Below are 25,265 nucleotides of genomic sequence, written 5' to 3' on the forward strand. Positions count from 1 at the left end.
CTTAGTCGAGCGGTCCGCCGGCCACGTACAGCACCTGGCCGGAGACGAATCCGGCCGCCTCGCCCGTGAAGAAGGCGATGGCGTTGGCGATGTCCTCCGGCTCACCGACCCGGGCCACCGGGATCTGGGTGGCGGCGGCGGCCTTGAAGTCCTCGAAGCCCATGCCGACGCGGTCGGCGGTGGCCTTGGTCATCTCGGTGGCGATGAAGCCGGGGGCGACGGAGTTGGCGGTGACGCCGAACTTGCCGAGCTCCTTGGCGAGGGTCTTGGTGAAGCCCTGCAGGCCCGCCTTGGCGGCCGAGTAGTTCACCTGGCCGCGGTTGCCGAGCGCGGACGACGACGACAGGTTGACGATCCGGCCGAAGCCCGCGTCCACCATGTGCTTCTGGCAGGCCTTGGACATCAGGAAGGCGCCGCGCAGGTGCACGTTCATGACGGTGTCCCAGTCGGAGACGCTCATCTTGAACAGCAGGTTGTCGCGCAGGACGCCCGCGTTGTTGACCAGGATCGTCGGCGCGCCGAGCTCTTCGGCGATCCGTGCGACGGCCGCCTCGACCTGCGCCTCGTCCGAGACGTCGCATCCGACCGCGATGGCCTTGCCGCCCGCGGCTGTGATCTTCTCGACGGTGTCCTTGCAGGCCGCCTCGTCGAGGTCGAGCACGGCGACCGCGCGGCCCTCGGCGGCCAGTCGTACGGCGGTGGCGGCACCGATGCCGCGCGCGGCACCGGTCACGACGGCGACCCGCTGCTCAGTGGTGGACATGACTGCTACTCCTCAGGTGAGCGACCGCTTAGTACCTTCAGTGGGTGTGACGCTAGAAGCCCTGGCACGCGGTGTCAACGGCCGGAGGCGGCATGTGATCCATCACCCGGCCCCACCCTGCCCGGCAGCGTCCTCCGGGACACCCGATCGGCCTACGGCCGCGCGCCGCCACGCCCCTCGGCACCTAGCGTCGGAGCGCGAGCCACTCGTGTCCGGAAGGGAGGCGCTCCATGCGCCGTCGCACCGGTGCCATCGGCACGCTGTTCGCGATCGCCGCGATCGTGCCGATGGCCGACCCCGCTCACGCCCGGCAGGACCTGGACTGCCGTGATTTCGCCTTCCAGGAGGACGCGCAGGCCGCCTTCGAGGCGGATCGGCTCGACCCCCACCGACTCGACGAGGACCCGGGTCCGGACGACGGCATCGCGTGCGAGGCGTTGCCCCGCGTGGGCTCGGGCGTCATCTCCCCCGTCCGGCCGTCCGCCTCCGCGAGCCCCTCTCCGGAAGCGAGCCCTTCTCCGTCCGCGAGCCCGTCTGCCGGCCCTTCCGAGTCCGCGAGCCCGTCCGGGTCTGCGAGCGCGTCCACCCCCGGCACCACGGCGCCCGCGACCGCCGCTTCGCGCGGCGTGCGGGGCGGGGCCGGGGGTGCCGTGTCCCGGGGGCCGAGCGACTGGGAGACGGGGATCGGCCTGACCTTCGCGGCGGGTGCCGTCCTCGCGGCCGGCTGCCTGGTGAGGCGCCGCCGCCGGCACTGAGGTTCGGCGGGGCGTCCGTCACCGCACCAGCAGGTCAAGCAACCGCTCGGTCTCCGCCGCCGGGTCCGTGGTCAGGCCGGTGTGCACCGGGCCGGGCTGGACGATCGTGGAGCGGGGGGCGACGAGCCAGCGGAAGCGGCGTCCCGGGTCGTCGGACGCCGCCTGGCCGGCCGCGGAGCCGCCCGCGCAGAGGCTTTCGACGGCGCGCAGGGCGGCTCGGACCCCGGCCACGTCGGCCCGGGGGTCGAGGGCCAGCAGGCGGGTCTCGTCGAGGTGGGTGCGGGCACCGACGTACGCCTCGGCGCGGCAGTAGACGAGGACCCCGGCGTTGACGCACTCGCCGCGTTCGATGCGCGGGACGACGCGCAGAACGGCGTACTCGTAGACGTGGCGGTCCCGCGGTCCGCCCTTGATGATGTGCCGGTCGTTCACTTCAGCCCCTGGATGCGGTCGTGGATGACGGCGGCCCGGGCGAGCAGCGGGCGCGCGTAGGCCTGCCTCAGATCGTCCGGCGTGGCGAAGCCGGGTTCGTCCGTGAGCCAGGCGTCCGGGATCTGTGCGGTGACGTCGGCGAGGAGTTCCCCGGTGACCAGGGGAGTCAAGTCGGCCGCGGCGGAGGTGACATCGGGCGAGAAGGACGCCAGCGCGTGGTCGGAGGCGTCGTACGGGCGGGCGGCTGAGGCGTCCACGCCGGGCCAGTTGTGGTGCCAGATCATCGTCGCGCCGTGGTCGACGAGCCACAGCTCGCCCCGCCACCTCAGCAGGTTGGGATTGCGCCAGGACCGGTCGACGTTGTTGATCAGCGCGTCGAACCAGACCACCCGGCCGGCCTCCTCGGGGCTCACCGGGAACGCGAGCGGGTCGAACCCGAGGGCGCCGGAGAGGAAGTCCATGCCGAGGTTGGTGCCGCCGCTGGACCTCAGCAGGCTCTGCACCTGCTCGTCCGGTTCACCCAGTCCCAGCTCCGGGTCGAGCTCGACGGTGACCAGGCGGGGCATCCGCAGCCCGAGCCGGCGGGCGAGTTCGCCGCAGACGACCTCGGCGACCAGTGTCTTGCGGCCCTGTCCCGCACCGGTGAACTTCAGGACGTAGGTGCCGGAGTCGTCGGCCTCGACCAGGCCCGGCAGCGAACCGCCCTCGCGCAGGGGCGCGATGAAACGGGTCGCGATCACTTCCTTGAGCATCGTCCCAGGTTACTGACGTAGGCGGCGGTCGCGGCGACGGCCTCGCGGCACCGGGCCGGAACCCGACAGCCAACCGACAGCTCCGCTTTACCCGTGTCCTTCCGCGAACGGGCCAGGATTTCGGCAGGGTCTGAACAGCCGGTCCGCAAGGGCCGTACCTCTCCGCAGATCACGAAACCCCCGGAAGGAACGTCAGCATGACCAGCGAATCAGTTCAGCCGATGTCGGGACCGAGCCGCCGCACCGTCGTGGCGGCGGTTGGCGCGGCGGGGCTCACCGTGGCGCTGACGGCGTGCGGGTCGGACGACAAGGCGTCCGACCCGTCCACCGAACAGGGCGCCACCGGCGGCGGCGCGACGAACGAAGGGGGCGGCTCGTCCGCCGGTGCGGGAGCCGGTGGTGCGGCGCTCGCGAAGACCACCGACATCCCCGAGGGCAGCGGCAAGATCTTCGAGGACGAGAAGGTGGTGGTCTCGCAGCCGGCCGCGGGCGACTACAAGGCCTTCTCGACGATCTGCACCCACCAGAACTGTCCGATGGTGGACCTCAAGGACGACGTCATCTCCTGCACCTGCCACGGCAGTCAGTTCTCCGTCCTCGACGGCAGTGTGAAGAAGGGCCCCGCGGTCAAGCCGCTGGAGGCGAAGAAGGTGACGGTGAACGGCGACTCCATCACGCTCGCCTGATTCCGCCCGGACGCTCCAGGCCCGCCAGCACCTCGTCCGTGGTCGCGACCGTGGCGACCAACGCGAGGGTGTGGCGGATCATCGCGGGGGTGTAGTCGGAAGGCACCCCCGCGATGGCGTCCGCCGGGACGACGACGGTGTAGCCGCGGTTCACGGCGTCGAACACGGCGTTGGGCACCGCCACGTTGGCCGAGACCCCGGTGACGATCAGCGTGCGGCAGCCGAGGTTGCGCAGCAGCGGGTCGACGTCGGTGCCCGTGAGGGGTGACAGCCCGTGCAGCCGCCGTACGACGAGGTCCTCGTCGGCGACCTCGATCGGGGCCGCCACCCGCACCGCCGGGGTGCCGGCCAACTGCTGGACGGGCAGGCGTACGGCGGCACGGAAGAGACGGGCGTTGCGGCTGGCCCCGCGGCCGTCGGGGCGGCGCTCGGCGACGGCGTGCACGACCTGAACGCCCCTTTCATGGGCGGCTGTCACCAGACGGGCGACGTTGGCGAGGGCACCACCGGTGCGGGCCTCCTCGGCGAGTTCGGGCAGGGCGCTGTCCGCCCCGACGACGCCCTCCTGGCACTCGACGGTGAGCAGCACCGTGGTGCCCGGTTCGAGGAGTTGGCTGAGGGCTTCGTACGAGGGCACGGTTCCCCCTGTCACCGGCGGCTGGGCGGGCGAGCGTAACCACCATTGCGCACGGACGGAAGAGCACCCATCCTTTTCTGACGTGATGTCAGAGGATCTCCTCTGGCACGACGTGGGAGAAAGAGGGGGAGCATGACCGTCACGCAGCAGCGCAGAGGCCGGAAGATCATGATGACGCCGGGCGAGCTGGACGACTTCCTGACCACCCAGCGCACCTGCCGGGTCGCCACGGTGTCGGCCGGCGGCGCACCGCACGTGAGCACGCTGTGGTTCGCCTGGGACGGCGCGTCGATGTGGCTCTACTCGGTCGTGCGCAGCAAGCGGTGGACCGACCTGCGGCGCGACCCGCGGGTGGCGATCGTGGTCGACACCGGCGAGGAGTACGACGAGCTGCGCGGCGCCGAGCTGTCCGGCACGGCCGAGTTCGTGGGGGAGATACCGCGCACGGGCGAGCTGCGCGCCGAACTCGACGTCCCGGAGACGCTGTTCGCGCGGAAGAACTTCGGCCTGGAGGAGATGCCGCACGACGGCCGGCACGCCTGGATCCGGCTGACGCCGGAGAAGATCGTCTCCTGGGACTTCCGCAAACTGGCCGGGCAGTAGCTTCCCGGGCGCTTCAGCCGACGCTCTCCCCCGCCTCCCGCAGGGCCTGCACCGCCGCCCGGATCGACGGGCGGCGGTCCGCGTCCGCGCGCCAGACGACGTACACGTGCCGCCGGACCCGCTGCCTGAGGGGCACGGTCACGACCCCGGCGGGCACGGGACGGCGGCCGAGCACCGGGGCGATGCACACCCCGAGCCCTGCGGCGACCAGCGCCAGCTGAGTGTGGTTCTCGGCGGCGCGGTGGCCGACGATCGGCTCGACGCCCTTGGAGCGCAGGGTGAACATCAGCCACTCGTGGCAGAACTCGCCCTCGCCCCAGGTGATCCACTCGTCGTCGGCGAACTCGGCGAGATCCACCTCCTCGCGCGCCGCGAGCCGGTGGGCCACCGGCATGGCGACCTCGGCCGGGTCGTCCAGGATCGACGCTTTGACCAGCCCGTCGGGCAGGGCCATCGGCTTGTTGTACCAGTCGAGCACCACGGCGAGGTCGAGGTCGCCGCGCACGACTCCGGCGATGCCGAGCTCCGGTTCGAGCTCGCAGGAGCGCAGCCGGAGCGCGGGGTGCTGATCGCGCAGCGCGGCCAGCGCGTGGGGGAACAGGCCGCGTGCGGCCGTCGGGAACGCCGACAGTCTGAGCTCCCCCACGACCTGCCCGCGCTGCGCCTCCAGGTCCGACTGGGCGAGTTCGACCTGGGACAGGATGCGTGCGGCGTGCTCGGCGAGCAGCCGGCCCGCGTCGGTGAGCCGCACGCCCCGCCCGTTCTTGGCGAGGAGCTGCTGCCCGACCTCCCGTTCCAGCTTGGAGAGCTGCTGCGAGACGGCGGACGTGGTGATGTGCAGCCCCTCGGCCGCGCCGCTGACCGAGCCGTGCCGGGCGAGGGCATCGAGGGTGCGCAGGCGCTCCAGATTCAACATGTAAGCAATGCTACGCAGTACCGAGTGCGAAATCTCGATTGTGCTACGAGGTTCTGGTGCCACATCGTGGCTGCCATGAGCACCGTCACCACACCGCCCGGCCTGGTCGCCGCCGCCCCGTCCGCACCGGCCCGCCGCCGCCTCGACTGGCGCCTCCGGTTCGCCGCCCTGTCCCTGATCTGGGGCTTCAGCTTCCTCCTCATCAAGGTGGGCACCGGGGCGTACGCGCCGTTCCAGGTGACGCTCGGCCGGCTGCTGTTCGGCACGGCAGTACTGGCCGCCGCCATGGCGGTGCGCCGTGAGCGGCTGCCGCGCGGGGTCCGGGTCTGGGGGCATCTGACGGTCGCCGCGTTCCTCCTCAACGCCCTGCCGTTCTCGCTGTTCGCGTACGCCGAACTGACCATCCCGTCCACGCTGGCGGGCATCTGCAACGCGACCTCACCGCTGTGGGGCATGGCGCTGTCGCTGATCGCCCTGTCGGAGGACCGCCCGACCCGGGTGCGGGTCGCCGGGCTCGGCCTCGGCTTCCTCGGGGTGCTCACGGTGCTGGGTGCCTGGCAGGGCTTCCACGGCCTGGACGCCACCGGGACGGCACTGGCCCTGCTCGGCTCCCTCAGCTACCCGATCGGCTGGATCTACGTCCGCCGCACCCTGGCCGGGACCGGCGACTCCCACCTGTCGATGACCGGTGCCCAGCTGCTGCTCGCGACGGTCCAGCTGGCGGTCGTCACCCCGCTGTTCACGACCCTGCCCACCCGCATGTCCGTCGGACCGCTGCTGGCGATCGCCGCCCTGGGCGCACTGGGCACGGGCCTGGCGGTGCTCCTCCAGTACGGCCTGGTCGCCGAGGTCGGCCCGACGACCGCCCAGATGGTCACGTACTTCATCCCGGTCATCGCCACGGCCGCGGGCGTGGCTCTGCTCGGCGAGGCGCTCACGTGGTCGACCCCGGTAGGTGCGTTGATCGTCCTGACGGGAGCGGCACTCACCCAGATCCGCCCGAAGCCCCGCCGGACATTTCAGCCGTAGCTCCGCCGGACATTTCGGCCGTAGCTCCGCGGTGCCCAACGCCTGGGCTGCTGCCCCGGTTCAGATCGGCTGGGGACGGCGTCCCGGCCGTGACCGCGCACGGGGCAGGGGTCCGCGCCGCGTCTCAGTCGTCGCCCTCGCGGCCCAAGGCCCCCGCCGGAGTCCCCGCGCCGAAGTTCCACGGAGGTTCGGCTCCGCAGGGCCGACGCTCGGGCGGCGTCCCGGCCGTGAACCCCGCACGGGCCGAGGGGCGACGCCGCGGCTCCGTCGCCATCCCTCGCGGGCCGGAAGCCCCGGCCGGCATCTCGCTCCCAGCTCCACGGAGGCCAGAAGCCCCAGCTGCGGTTTCAGCCCTCACGGCGCGCGGACCCAAAGACCCGGCCGGGGTCCGGGTCTCCACCTCCGCAAAGGCCCGGCGCCACGGCCGTGGCTGCGCGCCGGCCCGGGGGCAGGAAGCCGCACGCCAGTCGTAGCTCCGCGCAGAGGCCCGTCATCTGATCAGTCGTAGCTCCGCGCCGGAGCGGGCCCGACCGCCGAGGTGATCACGTCGGCCAGCGTCTCGATCTCGCCCCCGGTGAGCGTCGAGACGGTGACCCGGATGCCTGGCGGCGCGGCCAGCCGGAAGCGGGCTCCGGGGGCCACGGCCCAGCCGGCGTGCAGCAGCCGGGCGACGGCGCCGGTCTCGTCCGGCACCGGCACCCACACGTTCATGCCGCTGCGCCCGTGCGCCACGACACCGCGCCGTTCGAGCGCGTCGATCAGCGCGTCCCGCCGGCTCCCGTACGACGCCGCCACCTCGGCCGCGTCCACCGCACCGTCGGCCCACAGCCGTACCAGGGCCCGCTGCATCAGCTGGCTGACCCAGCCCGGTCCGAGCCGGTGCCGTCCACGGACCCGGTCCACGGTGAGGGCGTCCCCGGTGAGCAGGGCGAGCCGCAGATCGGGGCCGTAGGCCTTGGCCGCCGAGCGGACGAACGCCCAGTGCCGGGTGACTCCGGCCAACGGGTGCAGGGGCACGTCGACGATGCCGTGCCCGTGATCGTCCTCGATCAGCAGGACCTCGGGGTGCTCCCGGAGCACGGCTCGCAGGGCACGCGCGCGCGGCGCGCTCACCGCCGCGCCGGTCGGGTTCTGCGCCCGGTCCGTCACGATCAGGGCGCGCGCGCCGGCCTCCAGCGCCCGGCGCACGTCCTCCGCGCGGGGCCCCTCGTCGTCGACACCCACCGGGACGGTCCGCAGTCCGAGTGCCGGCACGAGATCGAGGGTGCGGCCCCAGCCGGGGTCCTCGACGGCGACGGTGTCGCCGGGCTTGAGGTGGGCCGCCAGCACCCGTTCGACGCCGTCCAGCGCCCCGGAGACCACGGCGACCGGCCCCTGCGGAACCCCGTCGGCGTCGAAACCGGCCCTCGCGATCCGGGCCAGCTCCGGTTCCACGGCGGTCTCCCCGTAGAGCACGGGTGCCCGATCGCCCTCGGCGGCCGCCGCCGCGAACGCGCCCGCGAGCGGCGGCAGCAGCGCCGGGTCCGGATTGCCCTGCGCGACGTCCCGCACGCCCTCGGGGACGTCCACCCTGAAGTGCTCGCGCCCGGTCGTCGCCGGCGCGGGCCGCACCCGGCTGCCCCGCCTGCCCGCGGTCTCGATGACCCCCCGCTCGCGCAGGGTCCGGTACGCGGCCGCGACCGTGTTGGGATTCACCCCCAGCCGTTCCGCCAACTGCCGCATGGGAGGCAGCAGTTGACCTGGCCGCAGCCCGCCGTCCCCCACCGCGCGCTCGATGCTCGCGGAAATGTCCGCTGCGCGACGCCCACTGATCCGATACTCTCCTAGCACAAAACCGATTATGCACTAGTGCAATGGAGAGCGCCATGCAGGGGACCGCGCAGACGCCGTCGCAGCCCGAGACCGGCTACACCCCGACCGATCGCACCGTCCCCACCCGCTCCCCGGACCGGGCGTCGTACGACAAGGACTTGGTGCACTCGATACTCGACGAGGCCTACGTGTGCCACCTCGGTTTCGTCCGCGACGGCGCGCCGGTCGTGCTGCCCACGCTGTACGCCCGGGTCGGCGAGCGGCTGTACGTGCACGGCTCCACCGGCTCGCGCCCGCTGCGGGCGGCCGGTCAGGCCGACCCGGGCCTTGAGGTCTGCCTGACGGTCACGCACGTCGACGGTCTGGTCCTCGCCCGCTCGGCCTTCCACCACTCGATCAACTACCGCTCCGTCGTGGTGCACGGCGTCGCCCACGACGTGACGGACCCCGACGAGAAGCGGCAGGCCCTGGATGCGCTGGTCGACCACGTCATGCCCGGCCGCTCCGCCGACTCGCGCCCCGCCAACAAGAAGGAACTCGCCGCGACCGCCGTGCTCCGCCTGGACCTGGACGAGGTCTCCGCGAAGCTGCGCACCGGCGGCGTGAACGACGAACCGGAGGACCTCACCCTCCCCCATTGGGCCGGTGTCGTCCCGGTGCGGCGCACCTACGGCACCCCGCTCGCCGACGCCGGCCTGGCCCCCGGCACCGAACTGCCCGGCTACCTCGGGGCCCTGTGATGCTGATCCACCCCTGGGACGCGCCCCGCGCCGACGCCGAGTGGCAACAGTGGCTGGCCGGTCACGACTTCGGCCAACTCGCCGTCAACGGCTTGCCGGGCGAAGCGCCCCACGTCCAGCCCCTGCACTTCGCCTACGACGCCGGGCGCGGCGAGATCGTCACCCATCTCGCCCGCCCGAACCCGCTCTGGCCCGCGCTGGAGGCCTGCCCGGACGTCCTGCTGAGCGTGGTCGACGACTACGTGTTCGTACCCGGGCCCTGGCAGGCCGCCCCGGGCGTCCCGCCCGAGCACGGCACCCCGACGAGCTTCTACACGGCCGTACAGCTCCGCTGCCGCGCCCATGTCGTGGACGACCCGGCGGAGAAGGCCGCGCTGCTCAACCGCCAGGTCGACCACTTCCAGCCGCGGGGCGGCTCCGCACGGGCAGCGGCGGGTGAGGCCCCGTACGGCGGAATGCTCGCCGGCATTCGCGGCCTGCGCCTCGAAGTGACGGACGCAAGGGCGAAGTTCAAGTACGCGAGCCACAAGCCGGCCGTAGTCCGGGACCGGATCGCCGCGGGCCTCGCGGCCCGCGGCGGTCCGGGTGATGCGAGGGCTCGCGACCACCTCCTGCACAGGCAGGAGACCTAGGGCGCGACCCCGCGCCACACGGCCGAACCGCCTCACACGACTGTCACCGCGTCACACGACCGTCACCGGCTCCTCGCGCGTCCGGGCGCCTCGTGCCTCCTCCGCCGCGAGGCCCGCCACCGCGCCGAGCATCAGCAGGGTCCCGGCCAGCGTCGCCGCCGTGAGCTGCTCGCCGAGCAGGACGACGGCGAGCACCGCCGCGCTCACCGGTTCGAGCAGCATGATCACCGAGACGGTGGCGGACCGCACGACGGCCGCGCCCGCGAAGTAGAGGCCGTAGGCGAGCGCGGTGGGGACGGCGGCGACGTAGATCAGCAGGAGCAGGAGCCGGCCGGGCTCCTCGGTGTGCGGCAGCAGTCCCTCCGCCAGGGCGAACGGCAGCAGGCACAGGCTGGTGACGGCGAAGGCCCCGGCGGTCGTCCGCGCGGCGTCGGCCTCGCCGTCGCGGCCCCACCGGCGGGTGAGCAGGGTCATCGCGCTGTACCCGGCCGCGGACAGCAGCGCGAGCAGCACACCCACGGGGCGTACGGTCGCGCCCCCTCCGCCCACGACGAGGACCGCGAGCCCGGCGAGGGCACCCGTGACGGCGACGGCACCGCCACGGCCCAGCCGCTCGGCCAGGATCAGCCGGGCGCCGAGCGCGATGAGGACGGGACCCGCGCCCAAGGTCACGACGGTGGCCACGGCGAGGCCGGTGGCGGAAACGGCCGCGAAGTACGCGGTCTGGAAGACGGCGAGCCAGAACCCGGTGACCCCGGCCCGCAGCGCCCGGCGGCCGAGCGGTTCACGCACGGGAGTTCCGGCGCGCGGCCGCAGCAGGCGGACCGCGAGCAGCAGCACGAGACCGGTGGCGCAGCGCCAGAAGGAAAGAGCGACGGGCCCCATGTCGCTGGCCCGGTAGACCAGGGAGGCGGCCGCACCCGCGGTGCCCCAGGCGACACCGGCGACGATCAGATAGAGGAGGCCTCGCCCGATGGGCAGGCCGGAGGCAGTGTTCGACACGCGTTCTCTCCGCAGAAGCGCACGCACGCCGCACGCGACAAGCGGCGGCAGGTGCGCGGAAGTTCGGGAAGAACCCCGGACCGGTCGGGATCAGGGGTCCACGGACTTCGTCTGCGGGCAGCACCGTTCTGCGCGGCGGCGAGTCGCCGGGGCGAGTCGCCGGGCGCGGTGTCCGGAGGGCCCGCCTCAGGCGGCCGGAGGCGGAAGAACGAGTGCGTTCGAAGGCATGATCGGCACCCTATGCGCTGGTTCCGCGCCGGGACAATTCCCTTTCCGGGCCACCGCTCGCCACCGGCTTCCCGGAACCCTTCGAGGGCGTCGAGGACTGCGCGATGAACGCGCCCGCCAGCACGATCGCCCCACCGGCGATCTGCGGTGCCGAGAGGTGCTCGCCGAGCAGGACCCAGGCCAGGACGGTGGCGATGACCGCTTCGAGGCAGGCCACCACACCCGCGACCTGCGGGGAGAGCCGGCGCACGGAGACCACACCGGTGACGTAGGCGACGACGGTGGCGACGAGGACGATCCACGCCAGCAGGACGACGGCGGCGACGGGCCTGCCGTCCATGCTCGCGGTGCCCTGGAGCACCGACCAGTCCATGGTCCAGGGCCGGGCGACGACGGTCAGCGCGGCCGCGCCGACGAGCAGGCCGTAGGCGATGACACCCAGCGGGTCGGGCGCCTCCTCCCCGGCGTCGCTGCCCTGGTCGGAGAGGACGAAGTAGCCGACCTGGCAACAGGCGGCGCCGAGCGCGAGCAGCAGCCCCAGGGCGTCGAAGCCGAGGCCCGACCACACTTCGACGACACAGGCTAGTCCGCCGACCGCCAGCACGACACCGACGGCCGCGGCGCGCGTCACGGGCCGCTTCTGCACGAACCGCACCCAGCCGAGCACGAGCGCGGGGGCCAGGTACTCGATGAGCAGCGCCACCCCGACGGGGATGCGGGAGAGCGCCGCGAAGTAGCAGGCCTGAACGCCGGCGACGGCGAGCAGCCCGAACCCGGCGAGCAGCCCGGGACGCCGCCGCAGCAGCGAGCGGTGACGCACGGCGAGCGGCAGCATGACCAGGGCAGCCCCGGCCACGCGCAGCCACACCACGTGCAGCGGGTCCAGGCCCGCCTCGATCAGCGGCTTGGCCGCGACACCGGATCCGCCGAAGGCCACCGCGGACAGGAGCGCGAGGCCGAGCCCCACACCTCTGCCGCGTCCGCTCACGCTGCTGTCAGTGGTACGCACCGGCACATGATGGCAGGCCGCGACAGGAGCGTCATCCCCTATGGCACCTGTCTCACTGCCTGGACGCGGCGGACTGCCCCTCGGAGCTGTCACTCAGAATGGCTGCCGCTTAGGAGTGGTTGCCGCTCAGAGAGTGACCCTGCGCAGAGCGTGGCCGCCGCTCAGAACGTGGCTTCGCCGCACTCCTCGGTGAGTCCGGGCCGGTCGGCGAGCCGGGCGAACACCTCGCGCGGGTCGATGCCGGCCCGTTCGAGCACCTCGACCGCGCGCGCCTGCGGATCGGCGACGATCGCCGCGAGCAGGTCGGTGCCACGGGCCGGTCCGCCGCGCCCGGCGGCGCGTTCGCAGGCGAACTCCATGCACCCGGCGGCGAGCGGGGAGAAGCCCGCCGTCTCCGTCACCACGGGGACGGCGCCGGAGTCCTCGACGCCGCTCTGCCAGCGCAGGCCGTAGCCGATGCTGCGCTGGACGAGGTAGCCGAGCAGCCGCGCGATCTGCGGCCCCTCACCGCAGACGGAACGCGCCTCGGGGTCGGACTCCAGGAGCGAGTGGAGCAGATGGGCGGTGTCGATCTGCCGGTCCCCGTCCCGGACGGCCCGGCGCCGGGCACCGCCGACCACCGACGCCAGCTCGTCACTGAGCCTGGCATCGTTGTCCACGCGCTGAATGCCGTACTCATGGGCCGACTGCCGGGGGATAAGGGGTTGCACATCCTCTACCCCATCAGTCCCGCCGACCCGGGTCATCCCCGGCGGGAAGCATTTTCGCGTCCCACGGGAAGTGGACCCCAGCGAGCGGAATCTCCTCCTTACGGAGGAGATCAGGCAGATCCAGGCGGCGGCCCCACACGCCTGACAGTTCGTCAGTATTGAACATTGCGACCGTCACGGCTACGTTCCGCGACACCCAGCCCCGACACGAAGAGGTGGTCGCATGGCCGAAGTCAGCGCGGAGGCACGCATCGGGGCGCCGGCCGACAAGGTGTGGGCGAGGCTCACGGACTGGTCCACCCACGGCGAGTGGAACGCGACCCACACGAGTTTCCCGGCGGGCGGCCCGGAGCCCCTGGAAGTGGGTGCGACGTTCCAGGAGAACATGCGGCTGATGAACTTCCCGGCCGAGGTGGCGTGGACGGTCGAGGCACTGGAACCGGCGCGTGTACTCGCCATCCGCGGCAAGGGCCCGATGGCCGTGACCGTGGCGACGCGCTACACCCTCACACCCGACGGCGACGCCACGAGGGTCCGCATCGACGGCGAGTTCACGGGCGCGACGGTCTCCCTGATGGCGGGCAAGCTGAAGGACTCGGCCACGGCGGCCCTGCGCGAGTCGCTGCGCAAGCTGGACGGCCTGGTGACCTGACCCGGCCCCCGACATACAGAAGCACCCCCGGAAAACCCGGGGGCGCTTGTCCCGCTGCGAGGTTCAGTCCTCGTCGGCGAGGATGAGATACAGCTTCTTACGGGCTTCGTTGATGACGCCCAGCGCCTTCTCCCGCTGCTCCTTGCTGCCCGTCTTCCAGACCTGGCCGAAGGCCTCCATCAGACCGAAGCCGGCCTGGCGGATCTCACCCAGGGCCTCCCAGTCGACCCCGCGCGAGGCCTCCTCCCAGGGCGCCTCGGGCCCCTCCTCGGCGGCCTCGCGGCCCGCTTCGGTGAGCGAGAACAGCTTCTTGCCGCCCTCGGACGCGCTGGCGATCAGCCCCTCGTCCTCCAGCAGCTGAAGGGTCGGGTACACCGAGCCGGGGCTGGGCTTCCACGCCCCGCCGCTGCGCTCGGCGATCTCCTGGATCATCTCGTAGCCGTGCATCGGCCGGTCCTTCAGCAGGGCCAGGATCGAGGCGCGCACGTCACCGCGCCGCGCCCTTCCCCTCGGCCCCCCGCGTCCTCGTCCGCCCCAGGGACCGGGACCGAAGCCCGGTCCACCGGGCCCGCCCCAGCCGGGGCCACCCGGCCCGAACGGACCGAAGGCCGCACGCAGCCCTTCGAAGCCGCCCCGACCGTGATGCGGGCCGCCGTTTCCATGTCCACGCTCGAAACCATGGGTACGCATCGCAACCACTCTCCATTCCATCGTTGATCTGTCGCGATGCTTCAACGATATATCGCTAACGCTGGGTCGACAAGGCCGCCAACCGCCCGACCGGCCGGCAGAACCGGTCCAGTGCTCGCGTATTGGCCTTGGTCTGCGGCTTCGTGCGAGCCATAGCGTCCGGGCATGCGGATCCGAATAGTCGACGCCTTCACCGATCGCCCCTTCTCCGGCAACCCGGCCGGGGTCCTGCTCCTGCCCGGCGCGCACGCCTTCCCGGACGACACCTGGCTGCAGAACGTCGCCCTGGAGGTGAACCACGCCGAGACGGCCTTCGCCCATCCGCTCCCCGAGGATGCCGAGGCCGACTGGGCGCTGCGCTGGTTCACGCCGGCCACCGAGGTCGCGATGTGCGGCCACGCGACCCTCGCCACCGCCCACGTGCTGCACACGACCGGCGCCCACGAGGGCCCGGTACGGTTCGCCACCCGCAGCGGCGTCCTCGTCGCCACGCCCGCCGGGGACGGCTCCGTGACACTGGACTTCCCGACGGCCCCGCTCACCCGCGTCGACCCGCCCGGCGGCCTGGCCGAGGCGCTGGGCACCGACCCGCTCACGGTCCTCGACACCGGCCCGAACATGGGCGACCTGCTCGTCGAGGTCGCCGACGAGAAGACGGTGCACGGCCTCACCCCCGATCCGAAGGCCCTCGCCGCCCACTCCGGGCGCGGCGTCATCGCCACCGCCCGCGCCGAGGACCCCGCCCGTGGCTACGACTTCGTCTCGCGCTGCTTCTTCCCGAACGTCGGCATCGACGAGGACCCGGTGACCGGCAGCGCCCACACCGCCCTCGCCCCGTTCTGGTCCGAGCGCCTGTGCCGTGCCGGCCTCACCGGGCTCCAGGCCTCCGCCCGCTCCGGCCGCGTCCGAACGGAGCTGCGCGGCGACCGCACCCTGCTGACCGGCAGGGCGGTCACCGTCATCGAGGGCGACCTGCTGGCCTGAGAGACGAAAGGAGGGGCGTACGACACCGTCGCACGCCCCTCCTTTCGCAGCGCGTCACGCCGTGGGCAGCCAGCCCACCTTGCCCGCCAGCAGCGCGTACCCGACGAACGCCCCGATGTCGAGCAGCGAGTGGGCCACCACGAGCGGGCCGACCCGCCCCCAGCGTCGGTAGAGGTGGACGAAGACGACGCCCATGACCATGTTCCCGATGAAGCCGCCGATGCCCTGGTACAGGTGGTACGAGCCGCGCAGGACGGCGCTGCCCGCCAGCGCGGCCGCCGGGGTCCAGCCCAGCCGGTCCAGGCGCCGCAGCAGGTAGCCGACGACGATCACCTCCTCCAGCACCGCGTTCTGGATCGCCGCGAGGATCAGCACGGGGTACTTCCACCACACCGCCGGCAGCGCCTCGGGCACCACGGTGAGGTTGAAGCCGAGCCCGCGGGCCGCGAGGTAGAAGGCGATGCCGGTGCTGCCGATGACCGCCGCGATCGCCGCCCCGCGACCGAGGTCGAACCACGGCCGGGTGCGGTCGAAGCCGATGGTGCGCAGGCTCGCGCCCTCGCGCAGCAGGAAGTGCGCGACGAGCGCGACGGGGACGAGCGCCGTGGTGATGCCGAAGAGCTGCCAGGCGAGGTCGAGCCAGGGCCGGCCGGGCGCGGCCGAGGCGTTCATCGTGGCCGCCTGGTCCTTGAGGCCGCCGGGCTTGGTGACCGACCCGAGGAAGCTGATCAGCGCGGACACTCCGCTCGCGCCCAGCGACAGCGCGAGGACCAGCAGCGTCTCGTTGCGGAGCATCCGCCGTGAGAGCCCCTGCTGGGGAATGGAACCGCCCCCCTGACTCGCCTCCGCCTGCACACCTGCCTCCACTTCACCGACGTGTCGGATCAGTATGGCGGCAGCGGGACGTCACCCCGACGGCGGCGGTCAGTCCGGCGACACCGGCTCCGGCACTCCCACCGGCCAGGTGTGGACCGGGTCGCCCTTGTGCATCAGCTCGCGGTACCGCCGGGTCGTGGCGGCCAGCGCGTCGTCCCGGGAGAGGCCCGCGTCCAGCGCCTTGTGGAACGTGGCGGCCTGCCAGCTCGCCCCGTTCACCCTGCGCCGGCACCGCTCCTCGATCACGCCCAGGTACAGATCGCGGTCGGCCGGCTCGACTCCCCAGGCGTCCAGCCCGGCCTCGGCGAGCGGCAGCAGTTCGTCGCGGATCAGGCTCACGGCGTCGACCTGGGTGGTGCCGCTGTAGCGGCCGCGCCGGGGCCAGGTGAAGCGGGCGTCGATGCCGTCCTTGCACGCGGCGTCGAAGTTGGCGGCGGCCGCCTCGAACGGAAGCCGCGCCCAGACCGGCCGGGATTCCTCGGCGAGGGCCCGGACGACTCCGTAGAAGAAGGCCGCGTTGGCGATGACGTCGATGACCGTGGGCCCGGCCGGCAGCACGCGGTTCTCCACGCGCAGGTGCGGAACGCCGTCGGCGATGCCGTAGACCGGGCGGTTCCAGCGGTAGATCGTGCCGTTGTGCAGGACGAGTTCGGCGAGCGACGGCGTGCCGCCCTGGTCGAGCACCTTCAGCGGGTCCTCGTCGTCGCAGATCGGCAGCAGGGCCGGGTAGTAGCGCAGGTTCTCCTCGAAGAGGTCGTACGCGGAGGTGACCCAGCGTTCCCCGAACCAGGTGCGCGGCCTGACACCCTGCGCCTGGAGCTCGGGCGGGCGGGTGTCGGTGGACTGCTGGAACAGCGGGGGTCGCGACTCGCGCCACAGCTCCCGGCCGAAGAGGAAGGGCGAGTTGGCGCCGACGGCGATCTGCGCGGCGGCGACCGCCTGGGCCGCGTTCCACACGTCGGAGAAGCGGTCCGGGGTCACCTGGAGGTGCAGTTGCACGGAGGTGCAGGCGGCTTCCGGCGCGATGGACTTCGAGGTGCAGCTCAGGTGCTCCACGCCCTCGATGTCGAGGGTGAACTCCTCGCCGCGGGCGGCCACGATCTGGTCGTTGAGGAGGGTGTACCGGTCGACGTCGGAGAGGTTCGACGACACCAGGTCGTCACGGTCGAGAGTCGGCAGAATACCGATCATCACAATACCCGCGTCGACCTCGCCGGCTTTCCGGTCGGCATATGCCAGTGACGTGCGGAGTTCCTCCGCGAGGCGGTCGAATACCCGGCCCCCCAGACGGTGTGGGGGAATGTTGACTTCCAGATTGAACATGGCGAGTTCTGTTTGGAAATCGCGGCTCGCGATGCGTTCGAGGACTTGCCCGTTCAACATTTTCGGCATGCCGTCGGCACCCGCGAGATTCAGCTCGATCTCCAGCCCCATCAGGTTCCTGGGGCGATCGAACCGCTTCTCCGCCAGGAGTCGCTCCAAGCCCGTCAGGCACTGACGCAGCTTGTCGCGGTAGCGCTGGCGATCGGACAGGTCGAAACGGCCTGCCGCGACCTTCTCCCCCATCGAAGCGTCCTTCCTCGGTATTGCGGGCCAGGATCCAGGGCCGCCGGGGTCCCGGTCAGGTGGAGGATGCCCAGCGAAAGCGATCGATAACGTCCCGGGCGGACCCGTCGGCCGCTACGCTGGTCACGAGTGACCGGTGGCACATTCACTCGGCATGACGCACAGGACAGGTTTCGGGGCTCCCAGGAACTCGTGAAAAACGCCGACGAGAATGGGCCGACCGGTTCGCGGACATGCTCCGAGGTCACCGCAGTGCACCCCCACCTGAAATCAGGATAATTCTCGCGTATCGCCGACCGAATGTACCCTTGTTCTACTCACCGGAAACGGCTAGACGAAACACAGTCTGAACCCGTGTCGTATAAACTCCGCGAACAAGGCAGAAGGTTGGCGCCCACGGTCGACGGGTCCTGCCGTCGAGGCGGCGCGGACCCCACCCCCCTCTCGTTCTCACGACCCCGGCCCCTGCCTCTCTGACCCTCGTGAGCTGACAGCGCCGTCCGCCCCCGCCCTCGCGCCACCGTGCCTTTGAATGAGAGGCGACCCACCATGCCGCTGCATGTCCCTCCGGCTCCCGCGCCCGCACTCCGTTCCGTCCTCACCGCGCTCTCCTCCCCCACCGCGGTCCGCGAAGCCCGAACTCCTTCCCTGCTCGGCACCCAGGGACCCGCCACACCCGAGCTCCCCCTGCCCGTGCACGTCCTCGACCATGTGACGGCCGAGGGCGTGTCCGCGACCCGGCTGGCCGGGTGGCGCTTCCTGATCCGCTGCGGCGACCGCGCCGTGGCCGCGGCGGAGACCATGCTGACCGCCGACGGCTGGACCTTCTCCCACTTCTTCGAGGGCCCGTACATCACGTCCACCGAGCGCGCCCTGCGCCAGGCGGAGACGATGCCGCAGCCGTACCAGCCCCGCCTGCTGTCGGTGCCCGGCCTGTACATGCTGACGCTCTGGCTGCACGAGGACTGCACCGCGGACGGTGCCGCCGGCCACCCCGCCGCCACCGACCTGCTCGTCCCGCTGGCGCCCGCCCCTCCCGGCATCGCGGCCCATCGCCCGCACCGCGTCGCCGAACTCCTCCCGGTGCTGACCCACCGGGTCGCCCCCACCAGACTGCTCGGCTCGCCCGCCTGAAGCCCCCGAACCCCGTCGCCGAATTCCGGCGGCGGGGTCGTTCGCTTTCGTTCGTTTCCCCGCCCGCCGCCATCCGCCCGCCCGGCCGCTCACTTTCCGCCTACGCGACCGCTTTCCGCTCACACGACCGCTTCCCCGCTCACACGATCACCTTCCCGCTCCCGCGACCGCTCGTACGAGCATCTAATGGCTCGTACGAGCCGGAATAGTCTCCGGCCCGAGCGGACTAGCCCCTTTCGGCCACTACGAACCACCCGAAGGGACAGTGCAGTTGGGGTGAACCGTCCGCGCGGGTGATGCGTCATCAACCTGTGAGAAGCGGTGCCGCGAAATCCCTGCGGATTGACGCCCGTGGGGCAACACTGGGTTCCGACGACTTATCACAACGGGGGGCGGCCATGAACGACACTTCTAGCCGCGGAACAGACACGTCAGCAGACTCAGCCAGCTCAGTCTCATCGTCCATCTCGACCCAGCGAAAGATCCCACCCATGTGCCAGCACCAGACCCAGTGCCCTTCAGCAGAATCCGCCGACCGGGAATCCGCCCGCCTCGTGGCGCACCACCCGGAGCAGGGCTGGAGCCTGCTGTGCAACGGCGTGGTGCTCTTCGAGGACACCGGCGAGCTCCTGCCGGACGGCCGGGCCATCGCTCCGCACCGTCCGCTGGCCGACCAGGTGATGACGGCCGCCTGAGGCCGCTCGGCGGGGCGACGCCCCGCCGGCACACATGAGGGGCCGGCCCGCAGGACGCCCTGCGAACCGGCCCCGACGCATGTCCGGATGCCGTCACTCACCGTCACCCCTCGCGACGTGCCGTTCCCGGCCCGTACGCCTTCCCACGGACGCCCGTTTTCCGGAAGACTCCTGGAAGTTTCGCGGTCACCCGTCGACGGAGGTGGGGCAAGTGGGAGCTCGTGGGGCCGACGCCGAGGGCAAGGTCACGATCACGGAGATCGCCCGGCAGGCCGGCGTGTCCGTACCGACGGTCTCCCGGGTCGTCAACGGCCGGTCCGACGTGTCGCCGCAGACCCGGGCCCGGGTCGAGGACCTCCTGCGCCGCCACGGCTACCGCAGGCGTCCCGCGGCCCCGGGCGCCCGTGCCGCCCTGCTCGACCTGGTCTTCAACGACCTCGACAGCCCTTGGGCCGTGGAGATCATCCGCGGGGTCGAGGAGGTCGCGCACGCCGCCGGGGTGGGCACGGTGGTGTCGGCCATCCACGGGCGCTCGGGCGACGCCCGCGAGTGGATGCGCAATCTGAGGGCCCGCGCCTCCGACGGCGTCATCCTCGTGACGTCGGCCCTGGAGCCCACGCTGCACGAGGAGCTGCGGATCCTCGGCGTACCCCTGGTGGTCGTCGACCCCGCGGGCTCCCCCACCCTGGACGCCCCCACGATCGGCGCGGCGAACTGGTCGGGCGGCCTCGCTGCCACCGAACATCTGCTGGCCCTCGGCCACCGCCGGATCGGCCTGATCGCGGGCCCGCCCCGCCTGCTGTGTTCCCGGGCCCGTCTGGACGGCTACCGCGCGGCCCTGGAGGGCGCCGGCATCACGCCGGACGGGTCCCTCGTCGTCCCCGGCGACTTCCGCCCCGAGTCCGGATTCACCGCCTGCACCACCCTGCTCGACCTCCCCGAGCCGCCGACCGCCCTGTTCGCGGCCAGCGACCAGATGGCACTCGGCGCGATCGAGGCGCTGCGCCGGCGCGGGCTGCGGGTGCCGCAGGACATGAGCGTGGTCGGCTTCGACGACCTCCCGGAAGTCCGCTGGTCGGCTCCGCCGCTGACGACGGTCCGCCAGCCCCTGGCCGACATGGGCAAACTGGCCGTGCGCACGGTGCTCCGGCTGACCCGCGACGAGCAGCCGGATTCACCGCGGGTGGAACTGGGCACCGACCTGGTGGTACGGGCGAGTACCGCGCCTCCCGCCTGACTCCGGCTTGAGGAACGGCGCCCCGCCACCCCCTGTCGGGCAGGGCGCCGTCCTCCCCCGCTACCGCCCGCCGAGCGCCTCACGTATCGCGAAGTACGCCGGCTTGCGCCGCAGTTCCTCGTCCCACGGCAGGGCCGCACCCTCGCCCGGGAAGAACGCCGGGATCCAGGAGTACTTGTCGGTGTAGTCCCACAGGGTGACTCCGACGCAACGGCGGACCGCCAGGCACGCCTCGGTCAGGTCGCTGTACCACTCGGCCTGCTGGGCCAGCTTCTCCTCGGTCGCGGGCAGCTGCATCCGGATGTCGACCTCGGTGAGCGCGGTGTCGAGGCCCAGCCGGGAGAAGCGGCGGAGGTTGTCCTCCAGGGTGGCCGGATAGCCGTACTGCAGGGCCAGATGGGCCTGGAGGCCGATGCCGTGCAACGGGACGCCCGCGGCCTTCAACTCCTTGGCCAGCCGGTAGTAGGCGTCGCTCTTCGGACCGGTCGCCTCGATGTTGTAGTCGTTGAGGTACAGCTTGACCCGCGGATCGGCCTGATGCGCCCAGCGCAGCGCGTCGGCGATGTAGCCGGGGCCGAGCGTCTTGTAGAAGACCGACTCCCGGTACGTACCGTCCTCGTTGAACGCCTCGTTGACGACGTCCCAGGCGAACACCTTGCCCCGGTAGTGCCGTACCTCCGCCTGGATGTGCTTCTTCAGCACGGCCCTCAGCTCCGGGGCCGTCCACTCCCTGCTCGTGAGCCAGCCGGGCAGCTGGCTGTGCCAGACCAGGGTGTGGCCGCGTACCTTCTGCCGGTTGGCCCGGGCGAGGTTCACGATCTCGTCGCCCTGGGAGAAGTCGAAGACGCCCTGCTGGGGCTCGGTCGCGTACCACTTCATGCCGTTGCCGGGTGTGATCTGGTCGAACTCGCTGCCGAGCAGGGCCTTGTACGGCCCGTCCACGAGCTCGGGGTTGTCGGTGGCGCTGCCGAAGTAGCGGCCGTGCCGCTGGGCGAGGTCGGCGAGGGTGGGCTGCTGGTGACCCGCGTGGGCGGGGGTGCCGGCTGCGATGCCGGCGGCGACCAGGAGCGCGGCGACGGCGCCGGCGAGTCTCGGACGGGTGGTGCGCATGGTGCGACTCCTCACGACAGGTGGGTGGGCAGAGCCGTACGGTGGCGGAGCGCGTCAGCCCTTGGTGGCGCCGGCGGTGAGGCCGCCGACAAGCTGACGCTCGGCGACCGAGTAGAAGGCGAGTGCGGGCACCATGGCCAGCACCAGATAGGCGAAGACCTTGGCGTACTCGGCGGAGTACTGCCCCTGGAACTGCTGGACGCCGATCGGCAGCGTCCACCACTGCGCGTCGGTGAACACCAGCAGCGGCAGGAAGAAGTTGTTCCAGCTGGTGACGACGGCCAGCACGGAGACGGTGCCGAGCGCGGGCCGGGCCATGGGCAGCAGCACCCGCCAGAAGAAGCCGAACGAGCTGCACCCGTCGAGCGTGGCCGCCTCCTCCAGCTCACCGGGGATCTGCCGGAAGAACCCCCGCAGGATGATGATGGTCATGGGCAGCCCGAAGGCGGCCTGCGGGAGGATCACGCCGAGTGGATTGTCCAGCAGGTCCAGGGAGCGCAGCAGCAGGAAGAGCGGCAGGGCCGCCACCGCGAAGGGGAACATCAGCCCCATGGTGAACAGCGTGAACAGCGCCTCCCGGCCCCGGAAGGCGAAACGCGCGAAGGAGAACGCCGACAGGGCGGAGACGGCGACGATCAGGACGGTCGTGCCCACCGCGATCAGCGTGCTGTTGCCGATCAGCCGCCAGAAATCCCCCGAGCCGAGGATCTGGGTGTAGTTGGAGGTCACCCACGACTCGGGCAGACCGACCGGGTTGCGGGAGAGCTCGTCGGTGGATTTGAAGCCGGAGAGCACGGCGTAGAGCAGAGGGACGGCCATGACCGCGCCCACTGCGGTGAGGACGAGGTGCAGGCCCCAGGCCCTGCCGCCCCCACGAGTCTTCTGACTGGCGGTCACTTTCCGTCTCCCCGCATGGTCGTGGTGGCCCCTTCGAGGTCGCGCCGGAGCACGAATCGCTGGTAGGCGAGGGCGAAGACGAGGCTGATGCCGAACATGACCACGCTGATCGCGCTGGCGTAGCCGACCTGATAGCGCTTGAAGCCGTACTGGAACATGGTCACGGCCATGGTCTCGGAGTGGTGGTCGGGACCGCCCGCGGTGGTGACCCACACCAGGTCGAAGAGCTGAATCGCCCCGATGACCGACAGAAACACGCTGATGCGCAGGGTGGGCGCGAGCAGCGGCAGGGTGACGTTGCGGAACCGCTGCCAGGCACTCGCCCCGTCGATGAGCGCCGCCTCGGTCAGCTCCCGGGGGACGGCCTGCAGTCCGGCGAGGTACAGCATCATGTGGAAGCCGAAGTACTTCCAGGTCATGACCAGGAAGAGGGTCGCCATGACGGTGGACGGATCGGCGAACCACTCCCCGCCCAGCCCGTCGAGGCCGACCTTGCCGAGGACCTGGTCGGCGAAGCCGTCGTCCGGGGCGAAGATCATGCCGAAGAGGATTCCGGTGATGGCCTCGGACAGGACGTAGGGGGCGAAGAACAGCATCCGGTAGACGGCCCGGCCGCGCATCCGCTGGTTGAGCAGCACGGCCATGGCGAGCGCGAACGGCAGCTGGAGGGCGAGCGACAGCACCACCAGGACCAGGCAGCGCCACAGGTCGCCGAGGAAGACGTCGTCCTGGAGGAGCCGGCTGAAGTTCTCGCCACCGATGTAGTCGGAGGGCATACCGAAGCCGCCCCAGCGGAAGAACGCGGCGTACAGGGCGAACAGCATCGGCAGCAGCACGAGCCCCATGAACAGCACCAGGGCCGGGAGCTGGAAGCCGGCCGCGGTGAGCCAGTGCAGCGCGCGTCGCCGGGCCCGTCCCGGGGGCCGCCGGCCGGCGGCCGGGGGCGGGGAACCGGCGCCGGGGCCGGTCCGTTTGTCCGGCAGGAACGTGGAGGTCATCGCCGGCTACTGCTCTTCCTCAGCGGTCTTCGTGATCGACTGGGCGACCTGTCCGGGCGACTTGGAGCCGGCGATGAGCGCGGCCACACTGTCGTTGACCTCCTGGCCGACGGCGGGCGCGTACGCCTGGTCGAGGTAGAGCTGGAAGCCGGTGGCCGCCTTCAGCTGGGCCTGTACGGCCTTGATGTTGGGGTCGGCGATGGCTCTCTCGGCCGCGGGCACGACGGGCAGGACGCCGGTCTTCTTGACCAGTTCCAGGTCGGTCGCCTCGGACGCGAAGAACTTGAGGAAGTCGACGGCCTCCTGCGGGGCTCCCCGGCGCAGGGCGTGTCCGCCGCCTCCGCCGAACACCTCGGTGATGGCACCCTTGCCGCCCTCGACCGCCGGGAACGGGAAGAAGCCGAGGTCCTTGCCGAGGCCCTTGCCCGCGTCGGCCTGGACCGTGGGCGCCCACTGGCCCATGAGCTCCATCGCCGCCTTGCCGTTGCCGACGGTGGCGGCCTGGCCGGTGGGTGAGGAGTAGGCGGCGCCGAGGAAGCCCTTCTGGAACGGCTGGAGTCCGACGAGTTCCTCCAGGTGTTCGCCCGCCTCGACGAAGGGGGCGCCGGTGAAGTCCTTGTCGTCGTAAGCCTTCTGGAGGGCTGCCGCGCCGGCGGTGCGCATCGCCAGGTAGGCCCAGTAGTACATGCCGGGCCACTTCTCCTTGCCGGCCAGCGCCAGCGGGGTGACCTCGGCGGCCTTGAGCTTGCGTACGGCGTCGAGGAAGCCGTCCCAGGTGGTCGGGGGCTGGGGGATGCCGGCCTTCTCGAAGAGCGCCTTGTTGTACCAGAAGCCGATCATGCCGATGTCGAACGGGATGCCGTAGACCTGGTCGTCGAGCAGGTAAGGCTCTTTGGCGACCGGCAGCAGGGCATCGCCCCACGGTTTGGTGCTGTCCGTGAGGTTCTCGACGAGCCCGGCGTCGACCTGCTGCTTCAGCACGCCGCCGCCCCAGGTGTGGAAGATGTCGGGCAGCTTTCCGGAGGCGGTCAGGGCCGTCATCTTCGACTTGTAGGCGTCGTTCTCCATCTGAACGATCTTTACCTTGACCTTGGGGTTCTGCGCCTCGAACTTCCGGGCGAGGGCGGCCCAGACGGTCTTGGACGGCTCGGTGGTGGAGATGTTCCACCACTCGATCGTGGTCGTCCCGGACGACCCTCCGTCGGAGTCCCCGCCGCATGCGGTCAGTGCCGTCATCCCCAGACCGGCCGCGGCGGAGGACGCCAGGAAGCCGCGGCGGGACAGTGCGGGGTCGCCCATCATGCGCTCCTCGAAAGTTTCGAAGTAGTTCCAGAAAGGTTCGCTGCTGCCGCACCCTAGAGACAGCGGGTAAACGGTGGCAACCCCTTGTGCACGCTGAATCTTGCGTCGGGGCATGGACGTGATGCGATGACGAAACATTCGACTTCCCAGACGAACGTTACGAAGCCAGCCCGGTCGCGATCACACAGGGTGTCCGGTCGACGGTCGGAGGCCGAACTCCCCCACATCGGGCGAGCCGAGCCGTCCCACGCGCTCTCAGCTCGCGTTTTCACCTCCGCGTCCGCCCCGGCCGCGAGTCTTAACGGAAGCTTGACGCTCACGGCCCCCACATTCAGGGGCCACGGCATCACGCTCCGCTTACGCTGATCGGGCCGTCCAGTGATGGCCGGAACCACGCCGAGCCGCACATCGGGAGCAC

General features: G+C 71.6%; 27 protein-coding genes. 11 read left to right on the forward strand and 16 right to left on the reverse strand.

All coding sequences use genetic code 11. The annotated features are described in order from the left end of the window. Position 1: 1 nt before the first annotated feature. Positions 2-763: a 3-oxoacyl-ACP reductase FabG gene (gene fabG / locus A4E84_RS06590; RefSeq protein ID WP_020270157.1), complete on the reverse strand. Its 762-nt coding sequence runs from the start codon at positions 761-763 to the stop codon at positions 2-4. Between the two features lie 230 nt (positions 764-993). Between fabG and A4E84_RS06595 the strand changes: the two genes are divergently transcribed. After that, positions 994-1,518 carry a hypothetical protein gene (locus tag A4E84_RS06595; protein ID WP_062925646.1) on the forward strand — a complete coding sequence of 175 codons (525 nt, stop codon included), beginning with the start codon at positions 994-996 and terminating at the stop codon, positions 1,516-1,518. 18 nt (positions 1,519-1,536) lie between these two features. On the opposite strand, the gene A4E84_RS06600 is transcribed toward A4E84_RS06595, so the two are convergent. Then, a complete protein-coding gene (locus A4E84_RS06600; RefSeq protein WP_062925647.1) occupies positions 1,537-1,950 on the reverse strand; it encodes a DUF3037 domain-containing protein in 414 nt (137 codons plus the stop codon). Then, entirely contained in the window at positions 1,947-2,702 is a 756-nt protein-coding gene (locus tag A4E84_RS06605) for a HipA family kinase (RefSeq protein WP_062925648.1), read from the reverse strand. The genes A4E84_RS06600 and A4E84_RS06605 overlap by 4 nt, the downstream gene beginning before the upstream one ends. 197 nt (positions 2,703-2,899) lie before the next feature. Between A4E84_RS06605 and A4E84_RS06610 the strand changes: the two genes are divergently transcribed. Beyond that, positions 2,900-3,388, forward strand: coding sequence for a Rieske (2Fe-2S) protein (locus tag A4E84_RS06610; RefSeq protein WP_062925649.1), 489 nt, complete (start codon positions 2,900-2,902; stop codon positions 3,386-3,388). On the opposite strand, the gene A4E84_RS06615 is transcribed toward A4E84_RS06610, so the two are convergent. Further along, positions 3,375-4,025, reverse strand: coding sequence for a cysteine hydrolase family protein (locus tag A4E84_RS06615; RefSeq protein ID WP_062925650.1), 651 nt, complete (start codon positions 4,023-4,025; stop codon positions 3,375-3,377). The genes A4E84_RS06610 and A4E84_RS06615 overlap by 14 nt on opposite strands. A 132-nt stretch (positions 4,026-4,157) precedes the next feature. On the opposite strand from A4E84_RS06615, the gene A4E84_RS06620 reads away from it, so the two are divergent. After that, positions 4,158-4,628: a pyridoxamine 5'-phosphate oxidase family protein gene (locus A4E84_RS06620; protein ID WP_062925651.1), complete on the forward strand. Its 471-nt coding sequence runs from the start codon at positions 4,158-4,160 to the stop codon at positions 4,626-4,628. Positions 4,629-4,641: 13 nt separating this feature from the next. Here A4E84_RS06620 and A4E84_RS06625 read toward each other — a convergent pair whose 3' ends face one another. Further along, positions 4,642-5,544, reverse strand: coding sequence for a LysR family transcriptional regulator (locus A4E84_RS06625; protein WP_062925652.1), 903 nt, complete (start codon positions 5,542-5,544; stop codon positions 4,642-4,644). Between the two features lie 75 nt (positions 5,545-5,619). Here A4E84_RS06625 and A4E84_RS06630 point away from each other — a divergent pair, with 75 nt between their 5' ends. Further along, a complete protein-coding gene (locus tag A4E84_RS06630) occupies positions 5,620-6,573 on the forward strand; it encodes a DMT family transporter (RefSeq protein WP_062925653.1) in 954 nt (317 codons plus the stop codon). A gap of 498 nt (positions 6,574-7,071) precedes the next feature. Here A4E84_RS06630 and A4E84_RS06635 read toward each other — a convergent pair whose 3' ends face one another. Continuing rightward, positions 7,072-8,403 (reverse strand): aminotransferase class I/II-fold pyridoxal phosphate-dependent enzyme, encoded by a 1,332-nt coding sequence (locus A4E84_RS06635; protein ID WP_062925654.1) that lies wholly within the window; start codon positions 8,401-8,403, stop codon positions 7,072-7,074. Positions 8,404-8,438: 35 nt separating this feature from the next. Here A4E84_RS06635 and A4E84_RS06640 point away from each other — a divergent pair, with 35 nt between their 5' ends. Both A4E84_RS06640 and A4E84_RS06645 read left to right on the forward strand, forming a co-directional pair. After that, a complete protein-coding gene (locus A4E84_RS06640; protein ID WP_062925655.1) occupies positions 8,439-9,125 on the forward strand; it encodes a pyridoxamine 5'-phosphate oxidase family protein in 687 nt (228 codons plus the stop codon). After that, positions 9,125-9,757 carry an FMN-binding negative transcriptional regulator gene (locus A4E84_RS06645; protein ID WP_062925656.1) on the forward strand — a complete coding sequence of 211 codons (633 nt, stop codon included), beginning with the start codon at positions 9,125-9,127 and terminating at the stop codon, positions 9,755-9,757. Before A4E84_RS06640 ends, A4E84_RS06645 begins: the two co-directional genes overlap by 1 nt. A 51-nt stretch (positions 9,758-9,808) precedes the next feature. Here A4E84_RS06645 and A4E84_RS06650 read toward each other — a convergent pair whose 3' ends face one another. The 3 genes from A4E84_RS06650 to A4E84_RS06660 form a co-directional block, all read right to left on the reverse strand. Next, a complete protein-coding gene (locus A4E84_RS06650) occupies positions 9,809-10,759 on the reverse strand; it encodes a DMT family transporter (RefSeq protein ID WP_062925657.1) in 951 nt (316 codons plus the stop codon). 238 nt (positions 10,760-10,997) lie between these two features. After that, positions 10,998-12,002: an EamA family transporter gene (locus tag A4E84_RS06655; protein ID WP_062925658.1), complete on the reverse strand. Its 1,005-nt coding sequence runs from the start codon at positions 12,000-12,002 to the stop codon at positions 10,998-11,000. Positions 12,003-12,157: 155 nt separating this feature from the next. Further along, entirely contained in the window at positions 12,158-12,706 is a 549-nt protein-coding gene (locus tag A4E84_RS06660; protein ID WP_062925659.1) for a Clp protease N-terminal domain-containing protein, read from the reverse strand. A gap of 223 nt (positions 12,707-12,929) precedes the next feature. On the opposite strand from A4E84_RS06660, the gene A4E84_RS06665 reads away from it, so the two are divergent. Continuing rightward, positions 12,930-13,358 carry a type II toxin-antitoxin system Rv0910 family toxin gene (locus A4E84_RS06665; RefSeq protein WP_062925660.1) on the forward strand — a complete coding sequence of 143 codons (429 nt, stop codon included), beginning with the start codon at positions 12,930-12,932 and terminating at the stop codon, positions 13,356-13,358. A 63-nt stretch (positions 13,359-13,421) separates the two neighbouring features. On the opposite strand, the gene A4E84_RS06670 is transcribed toward A4E84_RS06665, so the two are convergent. Continuing rightward, the gene (locus A4E84_RS06670) at positions 13,422-14,048 is read right to left on the reverse strand and encodes a PadR family transcriptional regulator (RefSeq protein WP_079128885.1); all 627 of its coding nucleotides are present in this window, start codon (positions 14,046-14,048) and stop codon (positions 13,422-13,424) included. Positions 14,049-14,213: 165 nt separating this feature from the next. Here A4E84_RS06670 and A4E84_RS06675 point away from each other — a divergent pair, with 165 nt between their 5' ends. Continuing rightward, positions 14,214-15,032 carry a PhzF family phenazine biosynthesis protein gene (locus A4E84_RS06675; RefSeq protein ID WP_062925662.1) on the forward strand — a complete coding sequence of 273 codons (819 nt, stop codon included), beginning with the start codon at positions 14,214-14,216 and terminating at the stop codon, positions 15,030-15,032. A gap of 54 nt (positions 15,033-15,086) precedes the next feature. Here the strand turns inward: A4E84_RS06675 and A4E84_RS06680 are convergent, their stop codons facing one another. Together A4E84_RS06680 and A4E84_RS06685 are read right to left on the reverse strand one after the other, a co-directional pair. Next, a complete protein-coding gene (locus tag A4E84_RS06680) occupies positions 15,087-15,827 on the reverse strand; it encodes a CPBP family intramembrane glutamic endopeptidase (RefSeq protein WP_237304870.1) in 741 nt (246 codons plus the stop codon). Positions 15,828-15,956: 129 nt separating this feature from the next. Then, complete coding sequence (locus A4E84_RS06685; RefSeq protein WP_062925664.1) at positions 15,957-17,474, reverse strand: glutamate-cysteine ligase family protein; 1,518 nt, start codon at positions 17,472-17,474, stop codon at positions 15,957-15,959. 549 nt (positions 17,475-18,023) lie between these two features. On the opposite strand from A4E84_RS06685, the gene A4E84_RS06690 reads away from it, so the two are divergent. From A4E84_RS06690 to A4E84_RS06700, 3 genes are all read left to right on the forward strand, one after another. After that, a complete protein-coding gene (locus A4E84_RS06690; RefSeq protein ID WP_062925665.1) occupies positions 18,024-18,608 on the forward strand; it encodes a hypothetical protein in 585 nt (194 codons plus the stop codon). A gap of 491 nt (positions 18,609-19,099) precedes the next feature. Next, complete coding sequence (locus A4E84_RS06695) at positions 19,100-19,303, forward strand: DUF5999 family protein (protein ID WP_062925666.1); 204 nt, start codon at positions 19,100-19,102, stop codon at positions 19,301-19,303. A gap of 211 nt (positions 19,304-19,514) precedes the next feature. After that, a complete protein-coding gene (locus A4E84_RS06700; protein WP_237304872.1) occupies positions 19,515-20,540 on the forward strand; it encodes a LacI family DNA-binding transcriptional regulator in 1,026 nt (341 codons plus the stop codon). A gap of 60 nt (positions 20,541-20,600) precedes the next feature. On the opposite strand, the gene A4E84_RS06705 is transcribed toward A4E84_RS06700, so the two are convergent. The 4 genes from A4E84_RS06705 to A4E84_RS06720 form a co-directional block, all read right to left on the reverse strand. Next, positions 20,601-21,650 (reverse strand): endo-1,4-beta-xylanase, encoded by a 1,050-nt coding sequence (locus tag A4E84_RS06705; protein WP_062925668.1) that lies wholly within the window; start codon positions 21,648-21,650, stop codon positions 20,601-20,603. A gap of 54 nt (positions 21,651-21,704) precedes the next feature. Then, a complete protein-coding gene (locus A4E84_RS06710) occupies positions 21,705-22,469 on the reverse strand; it encodes a carbohydrate ABC transporter permease (protein WP_237524362.1) in 765 nt (254 codons plus the stop codon). A gap of 74 nt (positions 22,470-22,543) precedes the next feature. After that, positions 22,544-23,545 (reverse strand): carbohydrate ABC transporter permease, encoded by a 1,002-nt coding sequence (locus A4E84_RS06715; protein ID WP_062925670.1) that lies wholly within the window; start codon positions 23,543-23,545, stop codon positions 22,544-22,546. A 6-nt stretch (positions 23,546-23,551) separates the two neighbouring features. Next, positions 23,552-24,844, reverse strand: a complete 1,293-nt coding sequence (locus tag A4E84_RS06720) for an extracellular solute-binding protein (protein ID WP_062925671.1) — start codon at positions 24,842-24,844, stop codon at positions 23,552-23,554. Positions 24,845-25,265 lie beyond the last annotated feature (421 nt).

This window comes from Streptomyces qaidamensis (assembly GCF_001611795.1).
GTDB classification, from domain to species: Bacteria; Actinomycetota; Actinomycetes; order Streptomycetales; family Streptomycetaceae; genus Streptomyces; species Streptomyces qaidamensis.

What these genes read in the sequence shown, in the direction of transcription:
- A4E84_RS06680 (WP_237304870.1), bottom strand. Translation starts at nt 15,827, where the DNA reads ATGCTCCGCAACGAGACGCTGCTGGTCCTCGCGCTGTCGCTGGGCGCG.
- A4E84_RS06625 (WP_062925652.1), bottom strand. Translation starts at nt 5,544, where the DNA reads ATGTTGAATCTGGAGCGCCTGCGCACCCTCGATGCCCTCGCCCGGCAC.
- A4E84_RS06685 (WP_062925664.1), bottom strand. Translation starts at nt 17,474, where the DNA reads ATGGGGGAGAAGGTCGCGGCAGGCCGTTTCGACCTGTCCGATCGCCAG.
- A4E84_RS06610 (WP_062925649.1), top strand. Translation starts at nt 2,900, where the DNA reads ATGACCAGCGAATCAGTTCAGCCGATGTCGGGACCGAGCCGCCGCACC.
- A4E84_RS06665 (WP_062925660.1), top strand. Translation starts at nt 12,930, where the DNA reads ATGGCCGAAGTCAGCGCGGAGGCACGCATCGGGGCGCCGGCCGACAAG.
- A4E84_RS06645 (WP_062925656.1), top strand. Translation starts at nt 9,125, where the DNA reads ATGCTGATCCACCCCTGGGACGCGCCCCGCGCCGACGCCGAGTGGCAA.
- A4E84_RS06705 (WP_062925668.1), bottom strand. Translation starts at nt 21,650, where the DNA reads ATGCGCACCACCCGTCCGAGACTCGCCGGCGCCGTCGCCGCGCTCCTG.
- A4E84_RS06710 (WP_237524362.1), bottom strand. Translation starts at nt 22,469, where the DNA reads ATGGCCGTCCCTCTGCTCTACGCCGTGCTCTCCGGCTTCAAATCCACC.
- A4E84_RS06640 (WP_062925655.1), top strand. Translation starts at nt 8,439, where the DNA reads ATGCAGGGGACCGCGCAGACGCCGTCGCAGCCCGAGACCGGCTACACC.
- A4E84_RS06675 (WP_062925662.1), top strand. Translation starts at nt 14,214, where the DNA reads ATGCGGATCCGAATAGTCGACGCCTTCACCGATCGCCCCTTCTCCGGC.
- A4E84_RS06595 (WP_062925646.1), top strand. Translation starts at nt 994, where the DNA reads ATGCGCCGTCGCACCGGTGCCATCGGCACGCTGTTCGCGATCGCCGCG.
- fabG (WP_020270157.1), bottom strand. Translation starts at nt 763, where the DNA reads ATGTCCACCACTGAGCAGCGGGTCGCCGTCGTGACCGGTGCCGCGCGC.
- A4E84_RS06605 (WP_062925648.1), bottom strand. Translation starts at nt 2,702, where the DNA reads ATGCTCAAGGAAGTGATCGCGACCCGTTTCATCGCGCCCCTGCGCGAG.
- A4E84_RS06715 (WP_062925670.1), bottom strand. Translation starts at nt 23,545, where the DNA reads ATGACCTCCACGTTCCTGCCGGACAAACGGACCGGCCCCGGCGCCGGT.
- A4E84_RS06695 (WP_062925666.1), top strand. Translation starts at nt 19,100, where the DNA reads ATGTGCCAGCACCAGACCCAGTGCCCTTCAGCAGAATCCGCCGACCGG.
- A4E84_RS06630 (WP_062925653.1), top strand. Translation starts at nt 5,620, where the DNA reads ATGAGCACCGTCACCACACCGCCCGGCCTGGTCGCCGCCGCCCCGTCC.
- A4E84_RS06670 (WP_079128885.1), bottom strand. Translation starts at nt 14,048, where the DNA reads ATGCGTACCCATGGTTTCGAGCGTGGACATGGAAACGGCGGCCCGCAT.
- A4E84_RS06690 (WP_062925665.1), top strand. Translation starts at nt 18,024, where the DNA reads ATGCCGCTGCATGTCCCTCCGGCTCCCGCGCCCGCACTCCGTTCCGTC.
- A4E84_RS06720 (WP_062925671.1), bottom strand. Translation starts at nt 24,844, where the DNA reads ATGGGCGACCCCGCACTGTCCCGCCGCGGCTTCCTGGCGTCCTCCGCC.
- A4E84_RS06620 (WP_062925651.1), top strand. Translation starts at nt 4,158, where the DNA reads ATGACCGTCACGCAGCAGCGCAGAGGCCGGAAGATCATGATGACGCCG.